Here is a 17,686-nt window from a genome sequence, read left to right on the forward strand (position 1 = left end):
CGGATCATGACCGACAAGAAGAAGACGCGTCGCAAGGTGATCATCACCTGCGCGGTGACAGGCTCCGTCCATACGCCCTCCATGTCGCCGCATCTGCCGGTGACGCCCGACGAGATTGCGAGCGAAGCCATTGCGGCGGCGGAAGCGGGCGCATCCATCCTGCATCTTCACGCCCGCGATCCACGCGACGGCAGGCCGTCCGCCAACCCGGACCTGTTCATGCAGTTCCTGCCGCGCATCAAGCAATCGACCGCGGCGGTGGTGAATATTTCTACCGGCGGCTCGTCGCTGATGACACTGGAAGACCGGCTGGCGGCGCCGCTTAAGGCGCAACCGGAAATGTGCTCGCTCAACATGGGCTCAATGAATTTCGCGCTGTTTCCGGCGCTCGACAAGCCGCGTGAATGGAAACACGCGTGGGAACCGGAATTGCTGGAGGCTACCCGTCATTCGATCTTCAAGAATACTTTTGCGGATATGGAAGGCATTCTGACCAGCCTCGGGCAAGGCTGCGGCACGCGCTTCGAGTTTGAATGCTATGATGTCGGCCATCTCTATTCGCTGGCGCATTTCCGCGACCGAGGGCTGGTGTCCGGCCATCTGTTCATCCAGTTCGTCTTCGGTGTTCTGGGTGGTATCGGAGCCGATCCGGACAATCTCATGCATATGAAGCGCATCGCCGACAAGCTGTTCGGGGACGACTATTCCTTCTCCGTGCTGGCGGCAGGACGGCACCAGATTCCGATGATTACCATGGCAGCGGCGATGGGCGGCAATGTTCGCGTCGGGCTGGAAGACAGCCTTTATGACGGGCGCGGCCAGCTGGCCAAGAGCAATGCTGATCAGGTTCGTCGCATCCGCAGCATCCTCGACGGCCTGTCGCTGGACGTTGCAACGCCTGACGAGGCGCGTGAATATCTGGGTCTCAAAGGTGGAGACAGGGTGGCGTTCTAGAGCATGTCTCCCGAAAGTGGGAACCGGTTTCGGGATAAAGACATGCGTAAAAGCAAAAGGATCGAGAGTTTCCAATGATTCAATCAAAACAGGAAATGCTCTGATGCCGAAGATCGTGTTGGACAGTAAAACCGGCGTCGTGGTTCGGCTTGGCGAACTTGCCGATGCCGAACAGATTCACGCAGCAATCTGCACGATGGGCGCAGGACTTGGCGCTGCGGGAAAAATCTCCAGCACGGTTGAGGATTTCCGCTGTTATGGTTTTGGTCCCTATGCGGCTTTCACCAGTCTGATCGCCGAGGTGGACGATAGGTTTGCCGGTCTTGCCCTGTTCTTCCCGATCTTCTCGACATGGTTGGGCAAGCCCGGCGTCTACGTGCAGGACCTCTATGTCGACGAAACCTTTCGCGGCAATGGGATCGGCGAGGTGCTTTTGCGTCATGTCGCCTCCTGGTCGATGGCGCGCGGCGGTGTCTATCTGCGGCTGGCCGTGGACCGGGACAATGTCGCAGCGCAAAGATTTTATGACCGGCTGGGTATCGGCTGGATTGAAGCCGACCGCGATCACGGTGCCTATGGCGATGATTTTGCCCGTCTGGCGCGCATCAATAAGACGAAGGAGTAATCATGAAAGCCTTTTACGCCGTCGAGCAGAAGCGTCACGACCCGAAAGCCTTTCTTTCCAGCGGTGCGCCGCAGCCTAACCCCGAACAGCCGGAGCGTGTTGAGCGCCTGCTCGCCGGTGCGAAGGCCGCAGGCTACGAAATCATCCGTCCGCAAAATCATGGTCTGGGCCCGATTGCAGCCGTGCATACGCCGGAGTATCTTGAATTCCTGCAGCACATTTATGCCCGTTGGCGGCGCATCGAGGAGGCTTCGGAAGAGGTTATCCCGAACATCCACCCGCTGGCGCGTGACGGTCGCTATCCGGCGTCTGCCGTGGGGCAGGTCGGCTATCACATGGCTGATACGGCGTGCCCGATTGCTGAACATACTTGGGAAAGCGTGTGCTGGAGCGCATGGAGCGCGGTCGATGCCGCTGATGCGGTGCTTGCGGGCGAGGTCGCGGCCTATGCGCTCTGCCGTCCGCCGGGGCATCATGCCTTCGCCGATGTGGCAGGCGGTTTCTGCTTCGTCAACAATTCAGCGGTCGCAGCCCAGCGCCTGCGCTCGAAAGCGGAGCGCGTGGCAATCCTCGACGTCGATCTGCATCATGGCAACGGGACGCAGGGGATATTCTATGCCCGTCCCGACGTACTGACCGTCTCGATCCATGCCGATCCGGTGCGCTTCTATCCATTTTTCTGGGGCCATGCCGATGAGCGCGGCGAGGGTGCGGGGCTTGGTTACAATCTCAACCTGCCACTACCGCGCAAATCCGGCGATGCCGAATTCCTTGCGTCACTCGACACGGCCTTCCGCCGTATCGAAGCCTTTGCGCCGGATGTGCTGGTGGTGGCGCTTGGCCTTGATCCGTTTGAAGGCGACCCGTTCGGCGGATTGTCGGTCACCACTGGCGGTTTTGGCCGGATTGCCGAAGCAATCGCGAAGCTTCGGTTGCCAACCGTTATCGTGCAGGAAGGTGGCTATCTTTGCGATGCGCTGGGCGATAACCTCACGGCGTTCCTCGGTAGCTATCAATCGGTGGCGCGATGAGTGGTCTTGTTACCTTTGTCGGCGTCGCGCATCCGTGGATGTGCGATGTCATGGGACACATGAATGTCCGGCATTATGCCGGGATGTTCGATGATGCGAGCTTTCAGCTTTTGGGCCATATCGCCGGGAAAATTCCCGATGACAGCTTTGGCTGGGCAGATGTGCGCGCAACAACCGAATACAAGCAGGAAGCGCCAGCCGGAGACCTTCTGACGGTCCGTTCGCATGTGTTGAAAGTCGGTCGCTCGTCGATCACCTTTCGCCAGATGATGGTGGGTTCGCTGGACGGCGAACTGCGCGCGGTCAACGAGACGACTACGGTCTGTTTCGACAAGATTGCGCGACGTTCGACCGAGCTCGGATCGGACATGCGTGTCAGAGCCGAAAAGCTGCTTGCGGATTATCCCGCTGGCTGACACGAAAAACGCAGCACGCTTTTCGTGCAATCGCATTCGAGGTCGCGCAACAGGCCATCCTTGAGGCCGTAAATCCAGCCATGCACGACGATATCCTTGTTCTGTTTCCAGGCCGATTGCAGAACCGGCGTGCGCGACAGGCTTTCCACCTGCGAGGCGACGGTCAGCTCGCAAAGCCGGTTCAGACGTTCTTCGGGATCGGCAAAACCGCCCAGCTCCTGCTCGTTTGCCTGCGCAATATCGCGAACCGGCTGGAGCCAGTTGTCGATGATGCCGTGGCCATATCCGGCCATGGCAGCACGCACGCCACCGCATCCGTAATGGCCGCAGACGATGATGTGCTTGATCTCCAACACCTCGACGGCAAACTCAAGCACCGACAGAAGGTTCAGATCGGCGCGATGGACGAGGTTGGCGACATTGCGGTGTACGAAGACTTCGCCCGGCTGCAATCCGGTGACGACATTGGCCGGAACACGGCTGTCCGAACATCCGATCCAGAGATATTCCGGACGCTGCATCGATGACAGCCGGCTGAAATATTCAGGGTCTTCCTGGCGCTTTTCCGCTGCCCATTGCCGGTTATGTTCGAAAAGGTCTGATAACATGAGCCCGTCTCATCCGGGTGATCTTCGTTCACAGACATAGACGAATATAAAAATACAGTAATTGATGTCGATCAAGTATGAGCTGCTTCAGCATGGAAGGAGCGGGACAAGCGCCCGCTCCCCTTTGTCTTATGCGGCAGGCTTCTCGCTGCGACCAATGCCGAGCAGCTGGTAGAAGACCAAGGCTGCAAGCGTTGAGGTGGCAATACCGCCAAGAGCGAAATCGCCGATCTTCAGCGTGAAGTCGCCAGCGCCGAAAATCAGCGCCACGCCAGCGGTGAAGAGGTTGCGGGAATCCGCGAAGTCCACCTTATTGACGATCCAGATGCGGGCCATTGCCGAGGCGATCAGGCCGAACACTGAAACGGCAAGACCCGCCAGAACCGGGGCAGGGATCGTTTGCAATATAGCGCCGAATTTCGGCGACATGCCGAGGATCAGTGCCATGACGGCCGCAATGACGAAGATCAGTGTCGAATAAACTTTGGTCATCGCCATGACGCCGATATTTTCGGCATAGGTGGTGACGCCGGTGCCGCCGCCCGAGCCGGAAATCATGGTCGCGATGCCATCACCGAGGAAGCCGCGACCGATGTAGCGATCCATGTTCTGGCCGGTGATGGAGCCGAGTGCTTTGATATGACCGAGATTTTCAGCCACCAGAACGACGGCGACCGGCGCGATGAGGGTGATCGCCTGCCAGTTGAATTCCGGCGTGGTGAAATGCGGCAGGCCGAACCAGGCTGCATTGCTGACGGCGGTGAAATCGATGCCGGGCACGATGCCGAGACCGTTGCCGAGGATCAGGACCAGAAGATAGCCGAACAGCAGTGCGAAGAGCACCGACAGGCGCTTGGTTCCACGCGGTCCATAGGCGGCGATCATCGCCATGCAGAGAACAGTGAGCAGCGCGATGGTTATATGCGTGCCGCTTCCCTTCAACTGGCCGACGGCGACCGGCGCAAGGTTAAGGCCGATGGAAACGCCGATGGCGCCGGTGACGACTGGAGGCATCAGTCGTTCGACCCAGCCTGTGCCGATGGCCATGACTACAAGGCCGATAAGGGCATAGAGCGCGCCGCAGGCAATGATGCCGCCGAGCGCGATGGCGATATTGGGATTGGGGCCGGAACCGCTATAGCCGGTTGCGGCGATCACGACCGCGATGAATGCGAAGGACGAGCCGAGGTAGCTTGGCACACGACCTGCCGTCAGCACGAAGAACAGAAGCGTGCCGATACCGGAGAAGAAGACGGCCACATTGGGATCGAAACCCATCAGCAGTGGGGCGACGATGGTCGAGCCCGACATTGCGAGAAGATGCTGTACGCCCATCGGTATGGCGGCGGCGGCTGGCAGGCGCTCGTCAGGAAGCACGACGGCGTTTGATGTCAAACGCCAACTTGGAAAATAGCCCATGATGTCCCTCTGGAAAATATTATCCTGTTGCCTTTATCGCCTCATGGCGGCGATTTCCAGAGAAGAAAGGCCCAAACGGCAAGCGAGCTGTTGATGAGCCGACTCAATAATTCCTATCCTGTCACCGTCACGCGGCCTGCATCGTCTGTCACCTTTCCGACGATGCAGGCAGATGGATAACCGCAGCAGCAGATTCTGTTCAAAAGCCTTTCGGTATCCTCCGGTGCGCAGGATATCAGAAGCCCGCCGGAGGTCTGCGGGTCGGTCAGCAATTGCTGTTTCCAGAGCGGATAATCGTCCGGCAACTGCACATCATGGCCGTAGCTTGCCCAATTGCGGGTGGAGGCTCCGGTCACGAAACCGCCTTGCGTCAACTTTTCGGCCTGTTTGAGAAAGGGCAGCGCAGCATAGTCGAGGCTGATACCTGCATTCGAACCGCGCGCCATTTCGAGTGCATGTCCGAGAATGCCAAAGCCGGTGACGTCGGTGACAGCGTGGACGGCACTATCCTTGCCTAGCTCGGCGCCAACCCGGTTCAGCAAGGTGACTGATGCCATCATTTCATCGTAACCGGCGCTGTCGAGTTCCTGTTTCTTGAAGGCAGCGGAATAAATACCGACGCCGATTGCCTTGGTCAGGATCAACGTGTCTCCGGGACGTGCGCCGCTGTTCTTGCGCAGGCTGGAAAGCTTGCAGGTGCCGATGACGGCCAATCCGTAGATCGGCTCCGGCGCGTCGATGGAATGTCCGCCCGCGACCGGAATGCCAGCTTCAGCGCAGATGCTGGAGCCGCCTTTCAGGATTTCGCGGATCATTTCGGCGGGCATCTTGTTCACTGGCATGCCGAGGATCGCCAGCGCCATGATCGGTGTTCCGCCCATGGCATAAACGTCGGATATCGCGTTGGTGGCTGCGATGCGTCCGAAATCGAACGGATCGTCCACCATCGGCATGAAGAAGTCGGTGGTGGCGATCACGCAGTTTTCGTCATCCAGTTGCCAGACCGCGGCATCGTCGCCGGTTTCCGTTCCGACGAGAAGCTGGCTGAAAGGCTGCATGGTCGGTTGGTCAGCCAGCAGATCCTGCAGGACGGCGGGAGCAAGCTTGCAGCCACAGCCGCCGCCATGGGCAAGCGTGCTGAGACGAATAGGCGATGCGATATCCATGCTATTTCCTCAAGCTAAATTGTTATTTCGCGCGCGGTCATCGTGTAGCGGAAAGCATCCGCATCGAGACAATCCAGACGGGCGCTGGCAACTTCGGCCTGCGGATACATCAGGAAACCGAGTTCCGGGCCATGAGCAGAAGGCAAGGCGATATCGCTGCCATCATTGAAGGCGATCCAGTTGCCTTCCCATGAACCGAAAAGCTTTTGCCGCACGGCTGCGACACGTGGATCGTCGGCGGTCAACCCGTCCTTTTCTTCTTCCAGCATCACCTTGCGCACATCCGCCGGATCGGTTGCGACCCAGCCAATGCCGTCAAGATAGATTTCGGCGCGACAGTGCTGGGCCTTGGTGATGACTTCGTTCTTCGCGCCAAGGCTCTTGTAGCCGAAGGCGGAAGGCGCAACGCGCACGCCATAAAGGTCGCGGGTCGGAATTCCCGCCGCCCTGACCAGAGCGACGAACAGCGGATTGAGGTCGGCGCATTTGCCGCCGAGATCGCCGCTGTCGAGCATGGCGACGATATTGCCGTCGCCACAGCCTCGTGTCGAGGCGCGCCGGTAGGTGTTGGCGACGACCCAGTCATAGATGAGGCGCGCCTTTTCCTGATCGGTGGCGGCACCCGCAATGATCTTGTCGGAGGTCTGTTTGACGATACCATCAACGGGTGCAAGGCGCGTCCCGGCCAGATAGCGTTCGCGTTCGGCACGGGTCAGCGGCACGGCCTTTGCTGACGCATCGAGATTGCTTGCACGGTCTCGGGTGGAGATGAGGCTGATGACTTCGGCTTGCGGTTTCGCTTCGTTTGCGTCCCATTCGAGGTAAAGCAAGCCGGTGCCGCTGGCCGGATCGCGATCGAGCCGCGCGACCTTGGCGTTTGTCGTCCAGCGATTGCCTTCGGGACGGTTCCAGTCATTGCCATTGAACCCGGCCATCGGAACCCAGACACGAATGACTTCCCCCGAAGCGGCGGGCGTGATGCTGGTGGTAATCTCGAAGCTGCGCCAGCCCGACGGTTGCGGTGCGAAAGTGTTACCGGCTGCAGATGCAAAATTCGGCAGCATGCTGAAAGCGGCGCAGGCCGCACCGGATTTAAGAACTTCCCGACGGTTCATGACGATCCCCTTTTTGCTTTGAATTGTTGTTGTTGCGATTGCGCGAGAAACATCGTTCCGCCGCCTTCGGTTCGGAAAGCGGCAGGTATGCAGCGATTGCAGGAAATCTGGATGCAGCTTTGCTCGATTGAAGAGAGCCTGAGCTGAGGGCCGCACAACACCGTCGCACCGGGTCAAAGAAGCCGACGCGAGGCAAGAGCCACTCAAAATTCAGGCCCCGAAACTCGGGAGCAACAAAAGAAGCCACGACATCAGTCTGGCGTTTTTACACAGGGACGTCAATCAGTCAGCGCGTTTTCAAGTCATTCTCGTAATGAAGTCCATGTATTAATACATGACAATTAAAGTCATGTTATTGATAAATGCACCTTATTGTTAATTTTTTTAGCCTGCTGTTCGGTTGACAACTTGGTTTTATTGCGGTGAACTGATGTCAGGCAAGTCCAATTTAAAGAAGAATATGCTTCGGCGTTTTTCTTCTGACGATCAGGGAGGTGCAGCGCAATGAATGTGGAGCTCTCACGCCGCCAGTTTCTGGGCGGAACGGGGGCGGTAGTGGCGGCTTCGGCGCTTGGGTCCTTCGGTTTTGGTGCAGTGGAAAGCGCCTATGCCGAATCCATTCGCCCATTCAAGTTGACCAACACGGCCGAAACCCGAAATACCTGCCCTTACTGCTCGGTCGCCTGCGGTATTATTCTTTATTCCAAGGGTGATGTCAGGAAAGGCGAAAAGGCCGAGCTGATCCACGTTGAAGGTGACACGGATCACCCGACCAATCGCGGCACGCTTTGCCCCAAGGGCGCGGCACTGAAGGATTTCGTCAAGGCGAAGACCCGCCTGCAATATCCGCAGGTACGCGAACCGGGTTCGTCCGAGTTCAAACAGATTGCCTGGGAAGATGCGCTTGACCGCATCGCGCGGCATCTGAAAGACGACCGCGACGCCAACTTCATCGCGAAGAACGCGGCGGGCACAACGGTCAACCGCTGGACCTCGACAGGCTTCCTTGCGGCTTCTGCAACCACCAACGAAACGGCGTTTCTCACCTACAAGGTGGTGCGCAGCACAGGCATAGTTGCATTCGATAACCAGGCACGCGTCTGACACGGCCCGACGGTGGCGAGTCTCGCCCCAACATTTGGCCGCGGAGCAATGACCAACTCCTGGACCGATATCAAGAACACCGATCTCGTCGTCGTCATGGGCGGCAATGCGGCGGAAGCGCATCCTTGCGGCTTCAAATGGGTGACGGAGGCCAAGGCCAACCGCGGTGCCCGGCTGATCGTCGTCGATCCGCGATTCACGCGCACGGCTTCCGTGGCGGATTTCTACGCGCCTATCCGGCAGGGCTCGGATATCGCCTTCCTGCTCGGCGTCATCAATTACTGCATCCAGAATGACAAGGTGCAGTGGGATTATGTGAAGCATTTCACCAATGCCAGCTACATCATCAAGGATGGCTTCGAATATAAGGACGGGCTGTTTACCGGCTATGACGAGGAAAAGCGGGATTATGACCGCTCGAGCTGGGACTATGTGATCGGCGATGACGGCTATGCGGTCGTCGACGATACGCTGCAGAACCCCCGTTGTGTGTGGAATCTGCTGAAGCAGCATGTTTCGATCTTCACGCCGGAAATGGTGGAACGCATCTGCGGCACGCCGAAGGAGAAATTCCTGAAAGTGGCCGAGATGATGTCCGAATGCTCGGCGCCCGACAAGACGATGACGTCGATGTATGCGCTCGGCTGGACGCAGCATTCCAAGGGGTCGCAGAATATTCGCTGCATGGCGATGCTGCAGCTGATCCTCGGCAATATCGGCGTGCGTGGCGGCGGCATGAATGCGCTGCGCGGTCACTCCAACATTCAGGGGCTGACCGATATAGGTCTGATGTCCAATCTTCTGCCGGGCTATATGAATATCCCGGTTGAAAAGGAAACCGATCTCGAAATCTATATGTCGACACGCGGTTTCAAGCCGCTGCGCCCGAACCAGACGAGCTACTGGCAGAACTATCGCAAGTTCTTTGTCAGTTTCCAGAAGGCGATGTGGGGCAGTGCCGCAACTGTCGAAAACGACTTCGTCTATGACTGGCTGCCGAAGCTGGACGTGCCGAATTACGACATGCTTCGTATCTTCGACATGATGTATGAAGGCAAGGTCAACGGCTATGTCTGTCAGGGCTTCAATCCGCTGATGGCGGTGCCGAACCGCAAGAAGCTGACCGATGCTTTGTCGAAGCTGAAATTCCTCGTGACGATGGACCCGCTGGAAACGGAAACCTCCCGTTTCTGGGAAAACCACGGTGAATTCAACGATGTGGATTCGGCTTCCATCCAGACGGAAGTGTTCCAGCTGCCCTCCACCTGCTTTGCAGAGGATGAGGGTTCGCTCACCAATTCCGGACGCTGGCTGCAATGGCACTGGCCTGGTGCTACGCCGCCCGGCGACGCGAAGACCGACAACTGGATCATGGCGCAGATATATCTGCGGCTGAAGGAGCTTTATCGTAAGGAAGGCGGTGCTTTCCCCGATCCGATCCTCAATCTCGTGTGGGATTACAAGGATGAGGGCGAACCGACGGCTGAAGAACTGGCCAAGGAACTGAATGGTCGTGCGATTGGCACGGTGACCGATCCAACCGATCCGACCAAGGTGGTTGCCGAGGCTGGCAAACTTCTGTCCGGCTTTGCGGCATTGCGCGACGACGGTTCGACGGCATCGGGCTGCTGGATTTATTCCGGCTGCTTCACCGAGGCTGGCAACAATATGGCCCGCCGCGACAACCATGATCCGGACGAGACAGGTGCCTATCTCAACTGGTCTTGGTCGTGGCCTGCAAACCGCCGCATTCTCTATAACCGCGCCTCCGCCGACCTCAACGGCAAGCCGTGGGACCCGAGCCGCAAGCTCATCGAATGGGATGGTTCGAAATGGACGGGCTATGACGTGCCGGACATCGCGCCGACCGCCAAGCCGAACGAGGTCGGTCCGTTCATCATGAATGCGGAAGGCTCTTCGCGCCTGTTCAGCCGCGGCATGATGCGTGACGGTCCGTTCCCGGCCCATTACGAGCCGTTTGAATCGCCTGTCGCCAATGTGATCGCGCCGAAGGTTCGGGGCAATCCGGTGGCACGCGTCTTCAACGACGACTTCAAGCAGTTCGCGGAAACGGCCTCGGAGGAATTCCCCTATGCGGCGACTTCCTACCGCCTGACCGAGCATTTCCACTACTGGACGAAGCACGTCACAGTGAATGCCGTTCTGCAGCCGGAATTCTTCGTGGAAATCTCGGAAGAGCTGGCGAAGGAAAAGGGCATTGCCAAGGGCGACTGGGTGCGGGTGTGGTCGAAGCGCGGCTCGGTCAAGGCCAAGGCCGTGGTGACCAAGCGCATCAAGCCGCTCATCTGCGACGGCAAGACGGTGCATGTGGTCGGCATCCCGCTCCATTGGGGCTTCATGGGGGCTGCCCGTAAGGGCTTCGGTCCGAACTCGCTGACACCTTTCGTCGGCGACGCGAACATCGAAACGCCGGAGTTCAAGGCGTTTCTGGTCAATATCGAGCGCTCAAGCGCGCCTGTAGCTTAGGAGGGACTAGAGATGTTTCCACCCGTTCCCAATCCTAGCGTCCAGCCGCAACAGCCGCGTTTCGGTGACAAGGACCTGATCAGGCGGTCGGCGTCGAATGTGACGCCGCCTGCCGAGCGCCAGACTGAGGTGGCAAAGCTCATCGACGTGTCGAAATGCATCGGCTGCAAGGCCTGCCAGTCGGCCTGCGCCGAATGGAACGACACGCATGAGGAGGTTGGCATCAATGTGGGTGTCTATGACAATCCGCACGATCTGACGCCGAACACCTTCACCTTGATGCGCTTTACCGAGTGGGACAATCCCGACACCGGCAATCTGGAGTGGCTGATCCGCAAGGACGGCTGCATGCATTGCGAAGACCCCGGCTGCCTCAAGGCATGTCCGGCGCCAGGCGCAATCGTGCAATATTCCAACGGTATCGTCGATTTCATCCACGATAACTGTATCGGCTGCGGCTATTGCATCAAGGGGTGCCCGTTCAACATTCCGCGTGTTTCGGAAGTAACCCACAAGGCTTATAAGTGCACGCTCTGCTCCGACCGCATTGCGGTGGGACAGGGACCGGCCTGTGCCAAGGCCTGCCCGACACAGGCCATCGTCTATGGTACCAAGGACGAGATGAAGGAATGGGCCGATGGCCGCATCAAGGATCTGAAATCGCGCGGCTTCGAAAATGCCGGGCTCTACGATCCGCCGGGCGTTGGCGGCACGCATGTCATGTATGTGCTGCAACACGCCGATAAGCCGGAAATCTACGCCAACCTGCCGAACAATCCGCGCATCAGCCCGGTTGTCGAAGCGTGGAAGGGTGTGTCCAAATATGCAGGCATGGCCGCAATGGGGCTGGCTGCGGCAGCAGGTCTGCTGCATTATATCTTCAAGGGTCCGAACGTCGTGACAGAGCATGACGAGGAACAGGCCGAAAAGCTCACGGGAGAAAAAAGCTCATGAGCAAGACCGACTTTGACGATGTTGAACGCGGTGACGGGATAGAACTCGGTAAGCCCGTCAAGGTGCATCGCTATTCCGGTGGCGCACGCATCAATCACTGGATCACCGCCATCAGTCTCGTGCTGCTGGCCCTGTCCGGCCTTGCGATGTTCCACCCATCGCTGTTTTTTCTGTCGGGCCTGTTCGGCGGCGGACAATGGACACGCGCCATCCATCCATGGATTGGCGTGGTGCTGTTCTTCAGCTTTCTGGGGCTTTTCGTGCGTTTCTGGAGCGCCAATCTGTGGAAGCGCGAAGACAGCCAATGGCTCGCACATGCCAATGACGTGATTTCCGGCAATGAGGAAAAGCTGCCTGAAGTAGGCAAATATAATGCCGGTCAGAAGCTCGTTTTCTGGTCCATGTCCTTGCTGATCATCATCCTGATTGTTTCCGGCGTGATGATATGGAACGAATATTTTGGATCCTATACGAGCATCAATCAGCAGCGTTGGGCCCTGCTTGTCCATTCCATGGCGGCGGTGGCGGCGATCTGTGTCTGGATCGTGCACGTCTATGCCGCGATCTGGGTCAAGGGCACGATCAATGCGATGACACGCGGCACGGTTACCGGTGGCTGGGCTTGGCGACATCACCGCAAGTGGTTGCGCGAACTGACATCGAAGCAGAAAGTGAAGCAAGGCGGCAGCAAGCCTGCCGCCTGAACTTACTCGGCGTCCTAGAGGGTAATAATATTCCGTGGTTTACGTGACCCGTTGGGTTCGTGAGGAGTGACATGGCAGGCAAGAAAGATCTGGTGCCGGACCCGACGGTCATCGGCGAAATATCGGCCCCACCCTTCGTGCAATTGCCGGACCCCGGCGCGCTTTTTGCCAGAAGAGCAGAGCGTCTGCGTTTTCTGGGTTCGGTCAGCCCGCTGAAACCTTATCTGGAGTTCATTGCCGACCTGAGCGAGGCACAGTCTGAAATAGCGGCTGGTCTCGGTCCTGTCGCCGCGCGACACGGCGACGACCGGGGACGGGAATTCGGCATGCCAGCGATCGATCGTGCGGATGCCATATCGGAATCAGCACTCGGGACTGTCTTCGACCGGCTGTTCGAGCACGCCCGCACGATCGCCAAACCGCAAGATGCCGCCGATGCGCTGGAACGTGTGGCGAACAGCGATGCGGGTGCGCGTTGCCGAATGATCGAGGCAGTTTTCGCCGGTATTCTGCCGCCGGAAGCAATTGCTGAACATATCTATGTCTGGGCAGGCTTGCAGCTCCATTTCACGCGGCTTGCAGCGGCGCTTGACCCGAAGTCGCTGAAACCCGTTGCCGATGGCGTCTGCCCGACTTGCGGCAGCATTCCGTCAAGCTCGATGGTCGTGGGCTGGCACGGTGCGCATGGCGCGCGTTTCTGCTCCTGTTCCGTCTGCAACACGCTCTGGCACTATGTCCGGGTCAAATGTGTGTGCTGCGGCTCGACAAAGGGTATCGGCTACAAGGAAGTCGAGGAAGGTGGCGGCATTATCAAGGCTGAAACCTGCGACGAATGCCAGCGCTGGGTCAAGATCATCTATCAGCAGCTATCGGCGGATGCCGATCCTATGACCGACGATGTTGCGAGCCTCGGCCTTGATATATTGATGCGTGAGACGCCTTACAGGCGAGGCGGCTTCTCGCCGCTTCTTGCCGGACTGTGAGGAAGCATGGACCAGATCAAGTCTTCGCTGCGCCACCTGCCGTCCGTGGATGCCATCCTGCAAATGGCGGAGCTTTCCGGGGCATTGGAGAGTTTTGGCCGTGCGTCGGTGACTGAGGCTATTCGCAAGGTTTTGAGCGACGAGCGCGAGGCGGTGAAATCCGGCGCCTCGCTCTCCATTAACACGCATTTGGCTGAGCGGGTTCTCCACTTGCTTAAAGCGTCAGGGCAATCGAGCCTGCGTCCGCTGTTCAATCTGACCGGAACTGTCCTGCACACCAATCTGGGGCGCGCCATTCTTGCCGAAGCAGCTGTCGAGGCTGCCACACAAGCCATGCGGCAGGCGGTTTCGCTCGAATTTGACCTGTCATCGGGCGGGCGTGGCGAGCGCGATGATCATCTGCGGGCGCTTGTCTGTGAGCTGACGGGAGCGGAAGATGCCACCGTCGTCAACAACAATGCCGCCGCCGTGCTGCTGGCGCTGAACAGCCTTGCCTTGGGCAAGGAAGCCATTGTTTCACGCGGCGAACTGATCGAGATCGGCGGCGCGTTTCGCATGCCGGACATCATGACCCGCGCCGGGACACGACTTGTCGAAGTGGGCACCACCAACCGCACCCATCCGCGTGACTACGAGAATGCAATCAACCCCGATACAGGGCTGGTACTGAAGGTCCACACGTCAAACTATCGGATTGAAGGTTTTACGCGGGAAGTCTCAGCGGCGGAACTGGCCGCCATTGCGCAGGTCAAGGGCGTCCCGCTGGTCAATGACCTTGGCTCCGGCACACTTGCCGATCTGACTTCCTTCGGTCTCGCACACGAGCCGACAGTGCGCGAAGCGGTCGCCGAAGGTGCAGATATCGTCACCTTTTCCGGCGATAAGCTTCTCGGTGGACCACAGGCGGGCTTCATTGTCGGGCGACGCGATCTGATCGCCCGTATTAACAAGAACCCGATGAAGCGTGCTTTGCGGGTGGACAAAATCAGGCTCGCAGCACTTGAAGCGACGTTGAAACTTTATCGTAATCCGGAACGACTTTCTGAAAGGCTGCCGACTATTCGCTATCTGGCGCGTCCGCAGACCGAAATTGCCGCGCAGGCGGCACGGCTCAAGCCGGAGCTGGAGAGAATACTCGGCCCGGCTTTCGTTGTGGCGATGACAGATTGCGCCAGCCAGATCGGCTCCGGCGCATTGCCGCTCTCGACCGTTCCAAGCGCCGGATTGTCGATTGTGCCGAAAGACGGTAGCGGCTCCGCGCTGACAGCGCTCGGCGGTTCATTGCGCGCACTGCCTCTGCCGGTCATCGGGCGGATCGAAAAGGGCGCACTCGTGCTCGATCTGCGCTGCCTTGATGACGAGACCAGTTTCGTTCGGAACCTGTCATCCTATGCGGCTCGCTGATCTTTTCACCCGCAAGCCCAAGCCGGATACGACAGCTCAAGCGCTGGAAAAGGCGCTTGTCGTTGCAAAGGCGGGTGATTACGCAGCGGCGCTTTCCATCTGGGAGCCGCTGGCGCGTGCAGGCAATGCGCGCGCGCAGAACAATATCGGTGCCTGCTTTGCGGGCGGCATGGGCGTTGAGAAAAATGTCGTCCTTGCGCAACGCTGGCTGACCCTGTCTGCCGCGGCCGGCGATGCTTCTGGCCAACGCAATCTGGCTTCGCTGCTGTTCAAGGGCGAAGATATCGAAGCCGACTATCCGGAAGCTGCAAGGCTGTACCGGCTTGCCGCAGAACAGGGGGACCCGCAGGCACAGGACATGCTGAGCTGGATGCTCATGGAAGGGGAGGAAATGACCGCCGACCCGGTTGAGGCGCGCGAATGGGCGTTGAAGGCGGCGGAAGGCGGCATAGCCGCAGCCATGACGCGGCTAGGCATGATTTATCATAATGCTCTCGGGGTGCCGCGCGATCCCTCTCAGGCCGTTTACTGGTGGCGGAATGCGTCCGCTGCGGGCGATCCGGATGGCGAAGCCATGCTCGGCGCGGCGCTGCATCTTGGCATGGGTATGGAACGCGATCCTTCGTCGGCTTACGAACATCTGCTGCGCGCTGAGGCGGGCGGCAGCACGCTTGCCGCTCCTTTCATCGAGGCAGCGCGCAATGCGCTGAACGAAAAGCCATGATCGTCGGAACGACGGGGCATATCGATCATGGAAAGACCTCGCTGGTGCGCGCCCTTACACAGGTCGACACGGACCGGCTGAAGGAGGAAAAGGCGCGGGGCATTTCCATCGATCTCGGCTTTGCCTATCTGCCCTTGTCCGGCGACGAAAAGGACATACTCGGCTTTGTTGACGTGCCGGGGCATGAAAAATTCGTGCATACGATGCTTGCCGGTGCGGCGAGCATCGATTTCGTCATGCTGGTTGTCGCTGCCGATGACGGGATCATGCCGCAAACGCGCGAACATCTGGCAATCGTCAACCTGCTCGGTATCCGGCGTGGCATCGCCGTCATCACCAAATCCGATCTTGTCGAACCTGACCGTCTTGTTGAAGTTGAAACCGCTATCAGCAATGAACTGGCGCTGACGGGACTTGCCGACATTCCCGTGCTGGCGGTCTCCACCGTGTCGGGTGCCGGGATCGACGATCTGAAGGCGCTGCTGGAAGTGCAAGCGCATGCATTCGGTGAGCGGCGGACAAACGGACGCTTTCGTCTTGCGGTGGACCGCTCCTTCACGCTCAAGGGCGCTGGCACAGTGGTCACGGGCACGGTGCTGTCCGGCAAGGCCGCCATTGGCGATCATCTGGTCATCAGCCCGTCTGGCAAGGAGGCGCGTATCCGCACCATTCGTGCGCAGAACCAGCCAAGCGAAATAGCGCAGGCGGGTGATCGCTGCGCGCTCAATCTGGCAGGTGACGGCATATCGAAAGAGGCGATACATCGCGGCGATATGCTGGTGCTCCCAAGCCTTCATCGTCCGACGGACCGCATCGATGCATTATTGCAAATCCTCTCCTCGGAAAAAAAGCCGATCGGTCAGTGGTTCCCGGTTCGCTTGCATCATGCCTCGACGGAAGTCGGTGCCCGCATCGTGCTTTTGCGGGATGAAGAGCTCCAGCCGGGCACCGAAGATCGGGTGCAACTGGTGCTGGATCGTCCTGTCTCGGCTGCAGCCGGAGACCGCTTCGTCATCCGCGATGTGTCCGCACAACGCACCATTGGCGGCGGACGTTTTCTCGATCTGCGCCCGCCGCAACGCAAGCGCCGCAGTCCGGAGCGCATGGCACAGCTTGACGCCCATTCCATTGACGACCCGGTAGAATCGGCACGCGCACTGCTGACTGCTGAACCTTACTATCTTGATGCGACGGCATTCCTGCGCGACCGCGCGCTGGCGGACGACCCGCAAGGTTTGGCGCACGCGCTCGATGCCGTAATGCTCCCGCAGGCAAATTCCGTGCTGTTGTTATTGCCGGAACGATGGGACGCTCTGCGTGACGATATTCTGGCGCTACTGGCCACCTTCCATGACGAAAATCCAGACCTGATCGGCATGGGTGTCGAACGGCTGCGGTTGTTGTTGAAACCGCGCCTGCCAGCGCCCGCCTTTCGCGCTGCCATTGCTGCGCTGGTCGAGGCGGACCTGCTGAGACTGGACGGCGCCTGGCTTCGCCTGCGCGACCATGAAGTCACGATGAGCGATGCCGACGAGGCGCTCTGGCAGCGTATAGCACCGTTGCTTGGCGGTGAGGCTCGTTTTCGTCCGCCGCGCGTGCGCGATATTACAGGTCTGCTTGATGAACGGGAGGAAGATATTCGCCGCCTGCTCAAGCTTTCCGGGCGTATGGGCCGGGTGCATGAAGTGGCGCAAGACCATTTTTTCCTGCGGGGAACGATTGCTGAAATGATCGGCATCCTGTCGGATATGGATGCGGCATTTGATAGTGGCTGGTTCATCGCGGCGCGATTTCGCGACCGGGTGGATAGTGGTCGCAAGGTGGCGATCCAGATACTGGAATTCTTCGATCGCAACAGTGTCACGATAAGACGCGGAGACATACGTCGCCTGAACCGCCGCAAGCTGGACTTGTTCGGCGATCTCGCGCAAGGGGAAGCACCACAGACCGGAGGAACAAAATGAAATCTCTGTCGACTACAATCTGCTTGTT

General features: G+C 58.9%; 15 protein-coding genes. 11 read left to right on the forward strand and 4 right to left on the reverse strand.

Translation table 11 applies throughout. The annotated features are described in order from the left end of the window. The first annotated feature begins 6 nt into the window (after window positions 1–6). From kce to AC1RHM_RS08900, 4 genes are all read left to right on the forward strand, one after another. Window positions 7–954, forward strand: a complete 948-nt coding sequence (gene kce / locus AC1RHM_RS08885) for a 3,5-dioxohexanoate:acetyl-CoA acetone transferase (protein WP_010660814.1) — start codon at window positions 7–9, stop codon at window positions 952–954. A 103-nt stretch (window positions 955–1,057) separates the two neighbouring features. Beyond that, a complete protein-coding gene (locus AC1RHM_RS08890) occupies window positions 1,058–1,579 on the forward strand; it encodes a GNAT family N-acetyltransferase (protein WP_010660815.1) in 522 nt (173 codons plus the stop codon). 2 nt (window positions 1,580–1,581) lie between these two features. Next, window positions 1,582–2,610 carry a histone deacetylase family protein gene (locus tag AC1RHM_RS08895; protein WP_036582427.1) on the forward strand — a complete coding sequence of 343 codons (1,029 nt, stop codon included), beginning with the start codon at window positions 1,582–1,584 and terminating at the stop codon, window positions 2,608–2,610. Beyond that, on the forward strand, window positions 2,607–3,026 hold the full coding sequence (locus AC1RHM_RS08900; RefSeq protein WP_029376194.1) for an acyl-CoA thioesterase: 420 nt from the start codon (window positions 2,607–2,609) through the stop codon (window positions 3,024–3,026). Before AC1RHM_RS08895 ends, AC1RHM_RS08900 begins: the two co-directional genes overlap by 4 nt. Here AC1RHM_RS08900 and can read toward each other — a convergent pair. The 4 genes from can to AC1RHM_RS08920 all read right to left on the reverse strand — a co-directional run bounded on the left by can (window position 3,011) and on the right by AC1RHM_RS08920 (window position 7,334). Then, window positions 3,011–3,634, reverse strand: a complete 624-nt coding sequence (gene can / locus AC1RHM_RS08905; RefSeq protein ID WP_010660818.1) for a carbonate dehydratase — start codon at window positions 3,632–3,634, stop codon at window positions 3,011–3,013. The two genes, AC1RHM_RS08900 and can, sit on opposite strands and share 16 nt — an antisense overlap. Before the next feature lie 129 nt (window positions 3,635–3,763). Beyond that, the gene (locus AC1RHM_RS08910) at window positions 3,764–5,053 is read right to left on the reverse strand and encodes a solute carrier family 23 protein (RefSeq protein ID WP_010660819.1); all 1,290 of its coding nucleotides are present in this window, start codon (window positions 5,051–5,053) and stop codon (window positions 3,764–3,766) included. A 113-nt stretch (window positions 5,054–5,166) separates the two neighbouring features. Next, the gene (gene selD, locus AC1RHM_RS08915) at window positions 5,167–6,219 is read right to left on the reverse strand and encodes a selenide, water dikinase SelD (protein WP_151895794.1); all 1,053 of its coding nucleotides are present in this window, start codon (window positions 6,217–6,219) and stop codon (window positions 5,167–5,169) included. Between the two features lie 14 nt (window positions 6,220–6,233). After that, entirely contained in the window at window positions 6,234–7,334 is a 1,101-nt protein-coding gene (locus tag AC1RHM_RS08920) for a transglutaminase-like domain-containing protein (protein ID WP_492332510.1), read from the reverse strand. Window positions 7,335–7,838: 504 nt separating this feature from the next. Between AC1RHM_RS08920 and fdnG the strand changes: the two genes are divergently transcribed. The 7 genes from fdnG to selB all read left to right on the forward strand — a co-directional run bounded on the left by fdnG (window position 7,839) and on the right by selB (window position 17,658). After that, window positions 7,839–10,925 carry a formate dehydrogenase-N subunit alpha gene (gene fdnG, locus AC1RHM_RS08925; RefSeq protein WP_080728145.1) on the forward strand — a complete coding sequence of 1,029 codons (3,087 nt, stop codon included), beginning with the start codon at window positions 7,839–7,841 and terminating at the stop codon, window positions 10,923–10,925. A 12-nt stretch (window positions 10,926–10,937) separates the two neighbouring features. Continuing rightward, entirely contained in the window at window positions 10,938–11,879 is a 942-nt protein-coding gene (gene fdxH / locus AC1RHM_RS08930; protein WP_010660824.1) for a formate dehydrogenase subunit beta, read from the forward strand. After that, window positions 11,876–12,583, forward strand: coding sequence for a formate dehydrogenase subunit gamma (locus tag AC1RHM_RS08935; RefSeq protein WP_010660825.1), 708 nt, complete (start codon window positions 11,876–11,878; stop codon window positions 12,581–12,583). The genes fdxH and AC1RHM_RS08935 overlap by 4 nt, the downstream gene beginning before the upstream one ends. Before the next feature lie 71 nt (window positions 12,584–12,654). Further along, window positions 12,655–13,566, forward strand: a complete 912-nt coding sequence (fdhE, locus tag AC1RHM_RS08940; protein WP_010660826.1) for a formate dehydrogenase accessory protein FdhE — start codon at window positions 12,655–12,657, stop codon at window positions 13,564–13,566. Between the two features lie 6 nt (window positions 13,567–13,572). Continuing rightward, on the forward strand, window positions 13,573–14,970 hold the full coding sequence (selA, locus tag AC1RHM_RS08945) for an L-seryl-tRNA(Sec) selenium transferase (protein WP_105529334.1): 1,398 nt from the start codon (window positions 13,573–13,575) through the stop codon (window positions 14,968–14,970). Continuing rightward, window positions 14,957–15,694, forward strand: coding sequence for a tetratricopeptide repeat protein (locus tag AC1RHM_RS08950; protein ID WP_036579060.1), 738 nt, complete (start codon window positions 14,957–14,959; stop codon window positions 15,692–15,694). The genes selA and AC1RHM_RS08950 overlap by 14 nt, the downstream gene beginning before the upstream one ends. Further along, complete coding sequence (selB, locus tag AC1RHM_RS08955; protein WP_105529333.1) at window positions 15,691–17,658, forward strand: selenocysteine-specific translation elongation factor; 1,968 nt, start codon at window positions 15,691–15,693, stop codon at window positions 17,656–17,658. The genes AC1RHM_RS08950 and selB overlap by 4 nt, the downstream gene beginning before the upstream one ends. Window positions 17,659–17,686: the final 28 nt, after the last annotated feature.

The sequence above is a fragment of the Brucella sp. GW823-FHT04E01 genome (assembly GCF_058796175.1).